Annotated in this window: 11 protein-coding genes, 2 pseudogenes and 1 riboswitch; of the genes and pseudogenes, 7 read left to right on the top strand and 6 right to left on the bottom strand. The window is 42.9% G+C overall.

The genetic code is table 11. From position 1 onward, the window contains the following. Positions 1-12: 12 nt before the first annotated feature. From UQ64_RS12560 to UQ64_RS12545, 4 genes are all read left to right on the top strand, one after another. Positions 13-717: a hypothetical protein gene (locus UQ64_RS12560; protein WP_060623872.1), complete on the top strand. Its 705-nt coding sequence runs from the start codon at positions 13-15 to the stop codon at positions 715-717. Positions 718-728: 11 nt separating this feature from the next. Further along, positions 729-1,829: a toxic anion resistance protein gene (locus tag UQ64_RS12555; RefSeq protein ID WP_060623824.1), complete on the top strand. Its 1,101-nt coding sequence runs from the start codon at positions 729-731 to the stop codon at positions 1,827-1,829. A gap of 360 nt (positions 1,830-2,189) precedes the next feature. Further along, positions 2,190-2,978: a formate/nitrite transporter family protein gene (locus UQ64_RS12550; protein WP_060623823.1), complete on the top strand. Its 789-nt coding sequence runs from the start codon at positions 2,190-2,192 to the stop codon at positions 2,976-2,978. Positions 2,979-3,156: 178 nt separating this feature from the next. Continuing rightward, positions 3,157-4,758, top strand: coding sequence for an ATP-binding protein (locus UQ64_RS12545; protein WP_060623822.1), 1,602 nt, complete (start codon positions 3,157-3,159; stop codon positions 4,756-4,758). A gap of 14 nt (positions 4,759-4,772) precedes the next feature. On the opposite strand, the gene UQ64_RS32105 is transcribed toward UQ64_RS12545, so the two are convergent. From UQ64_RS32105 to UQ64_RS31275, 3 genes are all read right to left on the bottom strand, one after another. Beyond that, complete coding sequence (locus UQ64_RS32105; RefSeq protein ID WP_342447586.1) at positions 4,773-4,985, bottom strand: rhodanese-like domain-containing protein; 213 nt, start codon at positions 4,983-4,985, stop codon at positions 4,773-4,775. Positions 4,986-5,508: 523 nt separating this feature from the next. Next, a complete protein-coding gene (locus UQ64_RS12535) occupies positions 5,509-7,839 on the bottom strand; it encodes a TPM domain-containing protein (protein ID WP_060623821.1) in 2,331 nt (776 codons plus the stop codon). 171 nt (positions 7,840-8,010) lie between these two features. Then, positions 8,011-8,154, bottom strand: coding sequence for a hypothetical protein (locus tag UQ64_RS31275; protein ID WP_167348483.1), 144 nt, complete (start codon positions 8,152-8,154; stop codon positions 8,011-8,013). 292 nt (positions 8,155-8,446) lie between these two features. On the opposite strand from UQ64_RS31275, the gene UQ64_RS12530 reads away from it, so the two are divergent. After that, positions 8,447-11,569 (top strand): EAL domain-containing protein, encoded by a 3,123-nt coding sequence (locus UQ64_RS12530; protein ID WP_060623820.1) that lies wholly within the window; start codon positions 8,447-8,449, stop codon positions 11,567-11,569. A gap of 175 nt (positions 11,570-11,744) precedes the next feature. Here the strand turns inward: UQ64_RS12530 and UQ64_RS12525 are convergent, their stop codons facing one another. After that, entirely contained in the window at positions 11,745-12,839 is a 1,095-nt protein-coding gene (locus UQ64_RS12525) for a GGDEF domain-containing protein (RefSeq protein ID WP_060623819.1), read from the bottom strand. A 209-nt stretch (positions 12,840-13,048) separates the two neighbouring features. Beyond that, a riboswitch (purine riboswitch) is annotated at positions 13,049-13,148 on the top strand. 67 nt (positions 13,149-13,215) lie between these two features. Between UQ64_RS12525 and UQ64_RS30065 the strand changes: the two are divergent. Beyond that, positions 13,216-13,619, top strand: a pseudogene (locus UQ64_RS30065) (NAD(P)-binding protein); the annotation flags it as partial. A gap of 55 nt (positions 13,620-13,674) precedes the next feature. Here the strand turns inward: UQ64_RS30065 and UQ64_RS31270 are convergent. Then, entirely contained in the window at positions 13,675-13,818 is a 144-nt protein-coding gene (locus tag UQ64_RS31270; protein ID WP_167348482.1) for a hypothetical protein, read from the bottom strand. 303 nt (positions 13,819-14,121) lie between these two features. Between UQ64_RS31270 and UQ64_RS12510 the strand changes: the two genes are divergently transcribed. Beyond that, positions 14,122-14,328, top strand: coding sequence for a hypothetical protein (locus UQ64_RS12510; RefSeq protein ID WP_060623817.1), 207 nt, complete (start codon positions 14,122-14,124; stop codon positions 14,326-14,328). Positions 14,329-14,737: 409 nt separating this feature from the next. On the opposite strand, the pseudogene UQ64_RS30825 reads toward UQ64_RS12510, so the two are convergent. After that, positions 14,738-14,841 (bottom strand): annotated as a pseudogene (locus tag UQ64_RS30825) (IS30 family transposase); the annotation flags it as partial.

The raw sequence follows: 14,841 nt of genomic DNA, 5'->3' as shown, positions 1-14,841 counted from the left end.
GAGGTGAGAACAATTCAGTTTAAATCGAAGGTTTTGCTTTACGCCGGTATCGGCTATGTTGTCGCTGTATTAACGAGCTCTTTTCTGCCTGAATTCATCTCTTTGCTGTTGCCCTTAGCGGGTGCAGGGATAGGTGCTCTGGTAACGAGAAGTCCAAGAATTAATCTCCCGGCGGAGGTGTTGCCAGCAGGTCCTGTGACGGCACCTATTGCTCCGCCGCCCGCTGCGAGCGCTCCACAATTAAGTAACACGACAAATGATACTACATCAAGTAACCACGGCTTTGACGGTAGAACTGAGGGCGCTGTGAAGATTGGACCGGAGTTCGCTCCGGTTGTGGAGTATCTTAGCATTCTGGAAGATATGATTATCTCAGAAGGGCAAAAGGATACGCTGGACAATGAAATTGTCGAGAAATCACTGGCACTCTTCGCAAGGCTTCAACGTGTAATTCCACTGCTGCAGGAGCTGAATAATGGCGAGATTAATCATACAGTCCGCAGATTGATTCTGAAGGATTTGAATGGTGTAATCAACCCGTTCTTACGCCTAGGCGGTGAAGCAAAGACGAAGAATCGGAGAATGCTGCTGAACGGTCTAAGAGATGTCGATTCCAAAATATCAGATATCGCGTCCACGATCGAACATAAAGACCTGATGGAACTTCAGACGAAGGCGGAACTGATTCATCAGCGGTACAGCAGTTCCGAACTATAGGAGGGAATCCCATGTCCACGCAGTTGATCCAATTAAAAAAAGAAGATGAACAAAAGGTAGTCGAGGAAGCGGCGCAATTAATTGAGAAGGTATCTCAAACGGATACTGTTACACTGGATTCCCTGATGGATGATATCGGTAAGCTTGGGGTTAAGACGCAGGAAAAAGCAGGCCAAACCTTGAAGCTGCTGGATCGCCCAGTGAATGACTTGATGTCAGGCAAACGCGTTGAAGTCCCTAACATGATTATGAAGCTACGGAACGAGTGTGGGAATCTGCAGCAGAGTAAGAATGTGAGCTTCTTCGGCAAGATGCTGCGCAAGAGTCCGATGAAGAACTATGTGTATAAATATCAGTCGGTCCGCACGAACATTGATGCCATTGTTACAGGGCTTCGTGATGGTAGAGATACCCTTGAAGAGAGCATTGTGAACATGCGCCAGCTGAAACGTACATCCATGGAAGAGATCTATAACCTTCAGACTAAAATTGCTTTTGGCACTAAGTTGAAAGAGCTGTTCGAGGTGGAGATCGCGAAGCCTGAGAATGAGTACCGTAAAGCTTACCTAGAGCGCGGTTTGCGTAAAGTGATGGTTCGTATTCAGTCGATGACAGAAATGATTCTGCTGTACAATCAAGCGATTGCTGCTACAGATATCATTAATGACAATAATGACAAGCTGATTGATTCCGTGAATAACGCTATTGATAAGACCTCTAATCTAATTACAGTGTCGGCAATGATTGCGATGTCGTTAGCGGATCAGGAGAATGTGATCAACGCTGTAGAAGCGACGAATAAGACGATTGAAGACCAATTTAAAGAAAATGCACGTCTGCTGCGTACCACTACGGAGAAAACAACCGAGTTGCTATCTAAGCCTTCTATGTCTATGGAAGCTGTGAATCAAGCGATCGGCGATCTGCTTAGCGCATTAGACACTTCAGAACAGTCTAACCGTCGTATTATTGAGAGTTGCCAGGATTATACGTCTAAAATGACGGCAATCAATACTCAATTAGGCAATCGTTTAGGGCTGAATGAGGCAGACAAACCTCAGGCACTGAAGCAAGGAGAAGCTGAGAATCAACTGAGCAGTTTCTTGAACTAATTATTTCTGACAATGAAGAAATACAGAGAATAGAACGAGAAACCTGTTGAATTTATTCAACAGGTTTTTTGTATACCGCTAGCGCTCAATCATAAAGCCCTATCCTTACACATAAGTTGTCACAAGACTACATGTGAGGGAAGTGAGGATAGGCATATGATCTTAGGGTGCTTGATACTCGTGCTTATCATCGTTGCCAGTAGTGAAAGAGCAGAAGCGATTGCGAAAATGAATGAGGACACTTAGGATTATTACCATGATTTGGTTCAAGTAATTTCCAACTGGTTATTGGGTATAATAACGTAAGATTGCACATTAGCCCATAACTAGCTGGAAAACCCACATTCCTAAGGAGGTCACATGGAGAACGAGGCGCTGCTACAGGTTGAACAATTAGCACTTAAGAAACAGAAGATCTATCGGCAAAGTGTATTGCGCTATATTGCCAGAGCCATGCTGGCCAGCATGTTTATCGGGTTCGGTGTAATAGTAGCATTCAAGACAGGCAACTACTTCTATATGGAGCATTCACCATTTGCGTATCCAATGGCTGCTATTACTTTTGGAGCAGCGATCATCCTAATCTCATACGGTGGAGGGGACTTATTTACCGGAGATACTTTCTATTACACGTACACGGCTTTGAGACGCAAAATGAAATGGTCCGAGGTTGTACGCATGTGGGTCATGAGTTATATTGGTAACATTCTTGGTGCTGCTGCATTTGCACTGTTGATTTTTTTAACAGGCCTGTTTTACAGTTCTGATGTAAATGGTTTTTTACTATATGTGGTTGAGCATAAAATGGAGGCTCCGGCAGGTCAGCTTTTTTTCCGTGCTATCCTCTGTAACTGGCTCGTTTGTATGGCTTTTTTCATCCCGATGAATATTAAAGGCGATGGGGCCAAAATGTTCGCAATGGTCTTATTCGTATTCTGTTTTTTCATCTCCGGATATGAGCATAGTATTGCCAATATGTGTACCTTTGCGATTGCATTAGTCCTTGATCATCCTGGAACCGTTTCGTGGGGCGGTGTAGTACATAATCTTGTGCCCGTCACAATCGGTAATCTGATTGGTGGTGGAGTTCTGATGGGGGTTATGTATTATTATGTGAACAAACCTTTTCTAGACGACACGAAGCATTAAGAAGAACGGCTAACTCGGAACTTCGCTCTCTAATAGAGCGGAGTTTTTTGTGCTGCAAGAAATTTATTCTCCATTGGGATATTTTGATTTTTTAGGGTTCAAAAGGATTAGAGGGAAAGAAGTAGAATACATATTAGTATTGCAAAATTGAAGATTCATACAGAATGGGGAAAAGGCTTTGGAAAAGACAACAGGGATACTGACCGATGAGACTATCATTAAGGCTTCCAATCAGCATTGCATTGATCAAGGAATAGACCCTGAGCAGCCTCCTATTTTTCCAAAATGTTATGCTGCAGATGAATTGGGGTCACAGCTCCATGTATATAGTGAAGTGATTGAGGTTATTGATTTTTTTGTAAATAAGTTTCTTTCTTCAGTAAAAGGCAATCCGATCCTTGTTACGATATCGGATGATGCAGGTTATCTATTAGCGTTCAAAGGCGATCCGACGATTATTGATCTCGTAGGGCAGGTTGGCATTAAAGAAGGTGTGCAACTAAACAAAGAAGTGGGTACAAATTCAATTGCGTTGTGTCTCGAGCATCAGCGGCCATTTCAGTTGAAGGGACAAGACCATTATCATCATATTCTACATCGTTTAGTGTGCTGTACGGCTCCCTTTTATAGAGAGGATGGGCGTGAAATTTTGGGGACGATATCATTTATGGCGGATATAGATGTGGCCCATCCCCACCTATTACCTTTGCTCTGTACCATGGCTGACTCCATCGAACGCGAGATTTTGCTGCGTAGAGGGAATGCTGAGCTTCAGCTTCTAAATCGAATTCTATTGGATACTAATTACTTGGGTGTTATTATAACGGATGAACTTGGAACGATCGTCAATATAAATGAGAACTGCTTAACCATGCTTCATTTGGATGGTGAACATCAAGAATCTGTTATTGGTGCGAGTGTCTTCGGAATTCGGAATGTAGGTTCTTATTTTCAGCACGTCATTCTTCAGCAGGAGGGATGTGCCGGGCTGGAAGTAATTCAGGAGAGTAACGGTTTGTTTGAGCATTATATGCTGGATGTGCTTCCGGTTTATGATTCGAATGCATGTTTGGCTCGTGTAATTGGGAGTCTTCGTAATATCACAGAGATAAAAAAAACGGAAGAAGTGCTGCGCAATACAGAGAAGCTAGTGGTCGCTGGACAACTGGCCATGAGTATCGCACATGAGATTCGAAATCCGCTGACTACAGTCAAAGGAATGCTTCAACTGGCCAATAAAGATTCGCAACTGCTACATTATGATCTTATTATGTCAGAAGTGGAAAGAATGAACCTCATTGTGAGCGAGTTCCTCATATTAGGTAAACCGCAGGCCGCGCATTATAGGATAGAACAATGTAGCTCGATTCTGCAGGAAGTGCTCAGCATCTTTGCGATTCAAGTGGAGATGAATAATATAACATTGAACACGCAATTCCATTATGATGCCAAAATCGTATGTGACCGTAATCATATCAAACAGGTCTTCCTAAACATTCTAAGAAACTCAATAGAAGCCTTGCCTTTTGGCGGAAGCATTACAGTAGTCCTGGATGTGGAGAATGGATACCAGATGATTACCTTCACAGACAACGGAGAGGGTATGAACCAGGAAGTGCTGGATAAATTAGGGCAGCCTTTTCACACGACCAGAGGTGATGGTAATGGACTTGGAATTATGATTGTTAAAAAAATAGTGTCTGCACATAGAGGACGCGTGGCCATAGTTAGTGAAGAGGGCGTAGGTACAGCTGTTACGATTTATCTGCCAATAAAATAAATGGCTTACCGAGTTTACATCTTCCAATATAGCGGCGCTTGTTCATAGAGTGTGCCTTCCAAGTTGCCGCCTTCTTTACGCCAATATTCAATGCCGCCGAGCATTTCTTTTACACGAAATCCCTGGGCGGCTAATTTAGTAGCTGCTTGGCTGGCGCCATTACAGGCTGGACCCCAGCAGTATAGCACAAGAACTTCTTCTCGGGAGAAAAGAGCATCCGGGCGGATTCTGCCAGAAGGAAGGGAGATCGCCCCGGGGAGATGAGCCTCTTCTTAAGAATGACTATCTCGAACATCTATAAGCTTAAAGCCGCCTAAGCCCCGCGCAGGTCATAGGCAACATTTGCAACATCTGTCTCGTATGCTCCTTTGGCATTGAAATAGTGTGCTGCGGCTTCGGGTGTGGCGGCAGGGGATTTAGGATCTGGGATTTTGGAGCGGTTCGGAAGAGGAATGGCCCCAACGTTCGCTGGTAACGGCTTGCTGCCTTATGCTCGGCAGAGCTGTTAATAAATGAAGAAGCCAAGGAAGTAATCTTCGGGGGGCATAAGGGTGAACTTATTATTGGTGCTATAGAGACGCTGGCAGCGTATTATTTGCCGCATCGGCTCTATCGTTATAGAAATGACTATCCGGGTTGGATTTCTCCAGCTTTTAATACATTCATTCAACAAATGAAACAGCAATAATTTATTATTAAAAAGACTCTTCCGCCTAAGCAGGCTGGAAGAGTCTTTTGTTTGGAGATGGACTACCACTTGGATCCGCCTGATGAATTTCGGCCAGACTTCCCGCCACCACCACCCCAAGAAGAACCGCCGGAAGATCTGCCACCTCCGCCGCCTCCACCCCAGGAAGAACCTCCGGAGGAACGACCCCCACCAAATCCACCCGAGGAAGGAGGACCAGAGGACATCCGTTTGCGGGCCTGCGCTCGACGTTGTTGTTCTCTCATCATAGCTAATTGGGCTAGTCGTTCTTCCTCCTCCTTCTGACGAACGAGTCGGTTCGCTTCATTCACAAAAGAAGCGATCTGTGAATCATAAGAACGACCTAGGGATTCCAGTTCCTCAAGATTGTAAGGCCGGGATGCCAGGCGTTGTTCCAGTGCACTGTATTCTGGCAGTAAGGATAGCTCAAAGCGAATTCTAGATGATAATCCTCTGCTATGCAGCATTCGCTGGGTCGTTTCCACCCGGCTTTGCCCTTCGGAGAACAGGCGATTGACCTTATCTAGTCTTTCATTGAGTGCATTTAGACTTTCCGAAACGCCGTCGAACTGTCTTGCAGCCTCATCCAGTAAGGCTAGTAGTTGCTCAAGCGCATTGTGGGCCTTGTCATATTCGCCGTGCTCATCGCTGGTCCAATTCTCGATCTGAGCCACTTCACTTGCACCTTCCCGAAGGCGCGTGTTCCATTCTGTCAGGATGTTCTCCACAGTCGCTACATGTTGTTCTTCAAAATATATTCGTGCTTCTGTAATCCGGCTCTGCAGTCCGTCTCGCCGCTGTTTCAATTGGCTCCATTCGGTGCGGAATGTCTCTAAATCTCTGCGGTTGTTCTGCCGAAGCAGTGCTTGTTGTTCTGTCATAGCAATAGCCTCATCCAGGAGCAAGTCAAGATTGGCACCAATCCTGCGTACCTCATCCATATCTCCTGTGCGTAGCGGCGCTTCAAGAGTCAGCGACTCTGCACGGGCCTGCTCCAGCCGGTCGTACGGTTTTACCTTCATGTTGTGAAGTGAATTCTGTTCGATAATACTTGTGATTTTCGCACGGGCAGCAGCTAATACCGTAGGGAAATTGTTAAGCTTATCACCATAGAGATCGACATCTTTCAGATCTTGTTCAATCTTTTCTTGTCGTTCCTGTGCATCCTCGGTAATCTCTTGTGCAGCAATAGGATCAAAAAGCTCCAATTGATCTGCCTTTGAGGTCTCTTCGGCAAGCTCCTTAAGCTCTTCTACAATTTCTTGAAGTGCATAACCAGTTTCTTTAACCGCATCTTGCAGCTGCTCTTCAAGCTCTGGTGTATCCTCTTTCAGCTCAGTAATACGTTGTTTAACATTACGATCCGCTTCACTGATGACAGCAATATTCTTCTCTTCCTCCTCAAGCGCTGCGCGGAAGGAGGCTTCTGTCTGTTGCAATTGTTCCACGGCTGCCTTAAGGGCAGTCAAACGATAAAAGGGTGGCTGTATACCTTGCCCATCACTTTGGAGCGAAGAGATTTCAACAAGTTTTGCAGACAGTCGTTTTGAAATGCCTTCTACCAGTACCTCAGTTTTCCCCTGAACGATCCCCTGAAATGGCTTTAATGACTCCAGTGCTCGATTCGCTTGTACTAGCAGATTAGATAACTGCTCCTGTTGCTCGCTTAGTTGTTTACGTCGACGCAGACCTGTGATCACTATAAAGAGCACGAGTAGTATTAGCACGATCCCGATTAGAATAGCGGCAATTGTAAACATGGAGCTACTGGAGCGGTTTGCGGTACTGACCGAGGTCCCTGGTTTGCTTGAGGTTCCGTTCCCTGTACCAGTGTCCACAGTACCAACTGCGCTACCACTCCCTGCACTTCCCCCAGTATTTCCAGTGCTTTCCCCGATGGAATGGATCGCTTTAATTAACGCCTTTGTTCCTCCAGCGTAGTCCCCTTCTCTGGCATAAGGGATGAAATAAGTATCAAGTAGCGCTGTAATGGCAGCACTTCCTGAGTTTCCCCCCTGATTCTGGGACCAGGCATTTAACGAGGTTTGAAAGCCTGGGTTGTTAAAATTCAGTTCAATGGACTGTTCGCCAGCGGAGATCAGCAATAGAATATCACGTGTGGACAGTCCCCATGAGGCATAAGCATCATCAGCGTACTTATCGGCCGGAGTACCGTTTAAGGAACCCACGGTGAGTACATGTAGAGTAACGAGATCTCCAGTGGCGGCAGCAGAGATGGACGTCGCTTCTGCGGAACTAAACATTCCAGCATTATCGGTAACTAATCCCTGCTGAGCAGGGATTTCGGCGGCATATGCACCGGGTACCCATAACACGCTGATCAATAAGAATAAAGCTATATACTTTTTCAAGCTGACACGCTCCAATCTGAAGGACTTTGTATTCAATATATTATGCTGATAATTATACTATATCATTAACCATCAGGTGACCCAGAGTCCCTCTATTCTTACAAGGCCTCGAATCATACCCGCAAAAAAAGCCGCATTCCTTAAAAGGAATGCGGCGAATATGCAGAAGGATTATCTTGTCGGTAGACAGAGAATGTATTGCAATCTGGATTTAATTTCTTTTTGCCATTTTAAATCTCCAACTTTAACGGCAAGATTGAGCAGATCCAGATAATCGTCAACCTGTAGTGTTGTTCGGGTAGAGGTAACGTTCATGGGTGATCAGTCTCCTTTTTAACTTAAATATAGTAAAGTGAAATCAATTACTTATTTAATAATGATAATCATTATCAACTTGTATCATTATTGCTATTATCCACATTTTCCATCTAAAAAGCAATATAAAAATGTAGCATCCCTAATTTTATATAATTTGCAAAGGGAAGGGATTATCGATAGGATTTGCGTATATTGTGTGACGAGGACGGAAATAGCAGGGGTATTGACATATTTTGTCGAATATAATTAAGGATATTACTGTAAATTCAGTAAAAAGGGGGAATGGGCGATGAAGCAGTGTAAACTGTTGCTTCTGATTAGCATTCTGTTTATGCTCTTACCTCCTACTGCCATTCACGCCGAAAGAAAGGAGATAGAATATCAAGTAGAGCTGGAGTATCCACCTTATAAATATGTGAAAGATGGGTACATGACCGGTTTTGATATTGATTTGAGTAGTTTGATCTTTGAGAAGCAGGATTACGACGTCCACTACAGTAGAGGGAAGTGGCCTGATGTGTATAATCGGCTCGTTCAGGGAGATATCGAAACTGCGGGTCTAATGGCAATAACCGAAAGACGAAAACAAGAGTTGTTATTTTCAGAACCTGTTTTCAAAAGCTATATTTCCATCTACATAAGGCGAGGGCTTAAGGGTGAGATCGATTTAAACACGTTGAAAAAGTATAAGATAGGTCTAGGAAACGGACAGTATTCTGAAACAGTACTGAACGGGAAGCTGGGGATTAATGATTACGTAGAATATGCAACGATTCCTGAAGCTTTAAAGGCTTTAGAAAAAGGGGAGATCGACCTTCTATTTGAGAATCAAGGGGTGGTCGATTATCTGCTCGTTGAACAGGGGGAGCCAAACAATATTATAAAAGAAATGAGTAATCTCTACCCCAGGGATGTAGCATTTGCAGTCAGTAAATCCAAGCCGGAGTTGGTTTCTTATATTAACGAGAGATTGGACGAATTGCAGCGTTCGGGTGCTTTTGAAGAACTGTACCAGAACTATTTCTACGTTCATTCTGATTATTATAAAGGCATGATCCACAAGCGATTGGTGTGCGGAGCAATCGTTCTATTCTGTCTTCTTATTCTTAGTTTAATTTTGCTTAAATTATATAATAACCGTTTACGGCGTGCTGTTTATTCGGAGCATCAATTTTTTGAAGATGTTATAGAGCATAGCGGCATGGTAGTTTGGGCGGTGCAGGCAGATAAAAAAGTAGTGCGGTTTAATAAGTTTGCTGAGCGGATGACGGGTTTAAGCGAAAAAGAGGTGCTGGGAGTAAATATTAAGGATATCGATGGTCTAAAAGGTAGTACGGCTGCAATCCGTGATCTTTTGATGCGGGCAATACGGTATGAATATGTTAACAACGTAGAAATTAAGCTCCCAGACCAGTCATCTGAAGCGCGATATTTCTCATTCCGGACAGCCTTATTAAAAGGGCTTGATAAGCAAGCAGCCGATATCTTTGTACTTGTAGGTGTGGATATCGATAATCGTAAACAAAATGAGCTGAGGCTACAGCTAAGTTATAAGGAATTGGAAGCTACATACGAAGAGCTCTCAGCGACAGAGGTCGATCTGCAGGAACAATTTAATAGGCTTCAAATCAGTGAACGACGTTTCCGGCTCACTACAGAAGGTTCTGGCGCATATATGTGGGAGTTTGATTTGGAGACGAGACGTTTTAATTTATCAGATCGATGGTATGACCTCGTAGGTTACACGAAGAATGAAATCAACTCATTTGAAGAGGGAGCCTTTAGTATTGTTCATCCCGATGACCTAGCTTCAACCCGTAAGCTTAAACATGATCACCTGGAGGGTGTTACACCTATTTTCGAAACGGAGTTCCGCATGATTACCAAAGATAATCAGATCGTGTGGTTTGAAGTTAGGGGTAAGGCTACCGTTAATCCAAAGGATGAAGTTCTGTTATTCATGGGCTCCTTGATTGATATCAGCGAGCGGAAGCAAGCGGAGCTTAAACTGAGCAATAGCTACCAAGAGCTTGGGGCGACCTATGAGCAGCTCGCGACCACTCAACAGGAGCTTCTAGTACAATATAATATGCTTCTAGACAATCAGAAACATATGCATCGTCTGGCTTATGTGGATGCGCTCAGTAATTTGCCTAACCGTTTATGTCTGCTGGAGTCCATGGAGAAGTATCTAAAGCATCCGGGTGGGAAATTCGCACTACTGTTTCTGGATTCAGATAACTTCAAATACATCAACGATACCTTAGGTCATAAATCCGGGGATGTACTCATTCGGAAGGCAAGTGAGAGATTGCAGTCACTGATGCGGGAAGGAGATATGCTCTCACGGCTAGGCGGAGATGAATTTGTTATTTATATTAAGGATACAGAGGACCGTGAGGCTGTATTGAATCTGGCAGAGCATATAATGAGAGCGTTCAGGCACTCTTTTTTGGTAGGTGAGAGCAATCTGTACGTCTCGTTAAGTATAGGAATTTCTTTTTATCCAGAGGATGGAGAGACGACCGAACAAATTTTGAGTAATGCAGACGTGGCGATGTACCGTGCTAAAGAGGATGGCAAGGGAACTTATGTAGTCTATGACAAATCGATGCATACAGCGTTTAATGAACGAATGAATATAGAGAAGCATTTGCGCAGTGCTATGAACAACAATGAATTTGAACTGTACTATCAGCCACAGTTGGATATGCATTCCGGATTCATCTCAGGTTTTGAAGCATTAATTCGTTGGAACAGCCCATCGCTTGGTTTTGTATCCCCACTTTCATTTATAAAAATTGCTGAGGATTCCAGGCTGATCATCGATATTGGTGAATGGGTGCTTCGCGAATCTTGTGTCTTTATGAAAGGTATTCAAGATCGCACAGGATTTCCTTATAAAATATCGGTGAACATTTCAATTATTCAGCTATTCCAGAACGATTTTATCGAGATGGTACAGGATAGTCTGGCTGTAAGCGGCCTAAATCCAAGCTGTCTTGAGCTGGAAATCACGGAGTCTATTTTTATGAAATCATTTGAGAGTATCCTGGGTAAGCTGCAGTTTCTAAAATCTAAGGGCATTGGCATCGCCTTGGATGATTTCGGAACGGGTTATTCATCACTTAGCTATTTGCAGCAATTGCCGATTTCAACGCTCAAGATGGATAAAACCTTTATTGATTCGCTCTCAGAAAAAGTTAACAGCCAGTCTTTTGTGCAGTCCATTATACAGTTGGGGCATAATATGGGACTTAAAGTTGTAGCAGAGGGTGTAGAAGAGGTTATTCAGATGGATTTGCTCAAGCAATTAGGCTGCGACAAGGTTCAAGGCTACCTGATTAGCAGACCTGTGCCAAAGCAGGCAGTTGTAGGGCTTTTGGAAACACAGAGGCGCTGTGGGATATAGCTGTCAGATTCAAACTTACAGATGAACACAAACAAGCCCGTAAAAATATCCGTGGGCTTATTTGTTCAAATATAAGAATTTATAAGTCTCACGCTATATATTATCCTTATATTTCTCGCATAAACGCTTACCGTCCATTAGGGACGTCGAAGGCGTTTTTGCTTGTGTTCGGTCTTTAGCTGATTACGATTTTGTTCTTCCCTGTATTCTTAGCCTCGTAAAGTGCATCATCTGCCTTCTGAAATGTAGAATTCTTGGAATCTGAACCTGCGAAATTGTGCATACCGATACTGACGGTTACGCTATTATCGTTCATTTCCGCAAAAGGGATATCGGAGATGGCTGTTAAAATTTGCTTCATAATCTTAAGTGAATGATCAAGGGTTTTAGAAGTTAGAATGACGACAAATTCTTCTCCGCCGAAACGAGCTGCGAAATCATCAGGACCGATATGTTCGAGGAGGACCGCTGCAACCTTTTGTAATACGATATCTCCAACGGAGTGCCCGTAGGAATCATTTACTTTTTTAAAGTTGTCGATGTCCATAACGGCTAGCTGCATGGGAAATGGATTACTCTGCTGATGATCGATCAGCCATCCTAAGTATTCATGAAACGTTTTATGATTATAAAGGTCAGTTAGGGGATCGATCTTAGATAGGCGGTCCATGATTATATTCTGAATGCGCAATTCCTGTTCTGATTTTACCGAGTTCTCCAGGGATCGCATCAAATCACGCCCACGACCGATGACTGCAAAGCCTGCTAAAGCAGTAGCTGCAAAAATAAGTGCAACAATGATAGTTTGAGTTATCGGTACGTAGCCTTGACTATATGTCTTGATAAATAAAATGATCGTGTACAGTAGACAAACGGCAGAAGAGGCTATCATATAACTACTGTTCATATAGATCATGGATACAAGCAGCGGCAGCAGCATAATTAATGAAATAACATATAGTTCATCATTGAGATTGAAGATAATCAGAAGCGGAAATAAATGGCTTGCAACCGTTATGGCAAGCTCGGACCATACAGGTTTCCATCTATAGATGCATTCCAGAATAATGATCAAAGTCACTATGATGGAATCAGGAATCAGCGACTGCGCAATATACTCTCCCATGGTTAGGGTATCCGGATGTTGGTCCCATAAGCATAGAGAAACAAACATATGAATACTTAAATCCACAATCAGGATGATCCAGAATGCATTGAGAAGCACACGATTCCAATGGGACTGACGAGGAGTTTGAGATGTAGTATGCATAATATGTTCCTCTTTTCCAGTGGCAATTTGCTTATATATTCGACAATAATTTATGAGTTCCTTTTGACTATTTCTTGGTAAAAGGACAATTATTGATTAATGTTCGTGTTTTATTTTTAATAAACATTATTAAAACGATTAATACATATTTTATAATTAAAAAGCGAATTATATTGTCGGTAAATCTCAGGAATATCCCTATTGGCTCGAAAAAATAATGATCAGCTGTTCGTATATCCCCGAAGATAAGGTTTGGGGGGTTCTACAGGGAACCGTAAATTCCTGGCTACGGATAGGGTGCCTTTGACATACCTATGTTGTAGTCGTTTTTTTTGTTGAGTAAACATCTAATAAATGCGATTCATGGAAGGAACAGATGAGTAAATATGATGTGATTGTTGTGGGTGCAGGTCCCGCAGGGATATTTGCTTGCTACGAGCTGACGCGCAAGGCGCCGCAATGGAAGGTACTTCTCGTGGACAAGGGTCATGATATCTATCGCCGCAGTTGTCCAATTTTGGAAGAGAAGATCAAGCTCTGTCCACCGGCTTCTGGCCGAAAGGAATTTGCGGGGTGCCTGCCTGCTTGTTCGATTACTGCGGGCTTCGGGGGAAGCAGGAGCTTACAGTGATGGCAAGTTCAATATCACAACAGAATTCGGCGGTTGGATGACCGATTATTTGGTTCCTTCCAAGGTGTTAGAACTGATCTGCTACATTCGATGAGGTGAATCTGGAGCATGGGGCTACACCGATCATTACAGATCCTACGACCGACAGTGACGTCCCCGTTGATCTAGTAGCCCAAATTCCCCTAGCTCCCGGTATTTCTTCATCTATTTCTTTACTCGCCCTTGGTTGTGAATCTCAAAATACTCCGTAATTTTCCGATAAGCCCATCTTTCTTCCACATGTAAACGAATGGCCTCTTTTTTAATCTCATACGTGTATGCTTTAAACTTCTGTCCTTTAATCGCCATAAAAATGCACCTCCTAGATTTCCATTGGATATACCAGGGGTTTTATCCAAAGTCTATTCTAAGGGGTGCACTTCAATTTCTCCGAGGGGGGTTAATTATAAGCTGCAGCTTCTTATTAAGAAGACCATACGCAACTTCATTGATCTGAGAGTATCTGAAAGGGAAGGGGAGGCTTAATTGATTATTCATCCATCAAGTAACTACCCATGGCACTTATCATTTCGGTATGGAATTATTTCCAAATAAATTTAGTGACTAACAATATGGTATAATATAGAATTATATACCAATGGAGGGGTTTTCTTGAAGAAAATAATCTTATATGTTCTTGGATTTTTATTTGTTATTGTTCTGTTTAGTTTGTTGATATATCCAACACCGTATAGGTACTTAGAGTTTGAATATGATAATAATGGTGGAAAAGTACCTGTCAAAATAAACACAATAACTGGGAAAACAGAAACATTTACTCCTATGAATGGTTGGACTGAAGTAGAAAACCATAATTGAACCCTTGAAGTGGTCTTTCTTGTGCTTTATGATTATTTAGTTTTTGGACAGTAATGTAGCGTAAGTGTTCCAGGGTATTCAAAGACAACTAAATCCTCGTTATACAACTCAATTGTACCAACAGGATATCCTTTGGGTGAATGATAATTACCAAATTTACGGCCGTTTCTGTGTAATATTGCTGATACTTCGCGGTTGTAAAAGTTAATCTTCTCGGAAATTTGTACTGCACCCCTTACCGGGGATATTAAAGGATGGTGTTGATTTGAATAAAATTTGGATTTATTTTCTTTCGGTTATTCTATTATGTGGAACTAACGTGAGTTGTTAATAGAACGTACAATTTGGCCTAGAGTTCTTCAAGCATGGTCTCATGTTGTAGAGAGCAAACTTTATTTATGACGGATTGTCAAGTTAAGTGCGACACTTCGGACATGAAAGATTCGTGAGCAGACTTCCACCCCAGACATTTCCGGGGGCGGTGGTTGATGAGATCTAGGGCGTGGGCAAGCT

The sequence above is a fragment of the Paenibacillus etheri genome (genome assembly GCF_001012825.1).
Lineage (GTDB): Bacteria > Bacillota > Bacilli > Paenibacillales > Paenibacillaceae > Paenibacillus_AQ > Paenibacillus_AQ etheri.
Note: the sequence above shows the minus strand (reverse complement) of the source record. Positions and strands in the feature narration are given on the sequence as shown.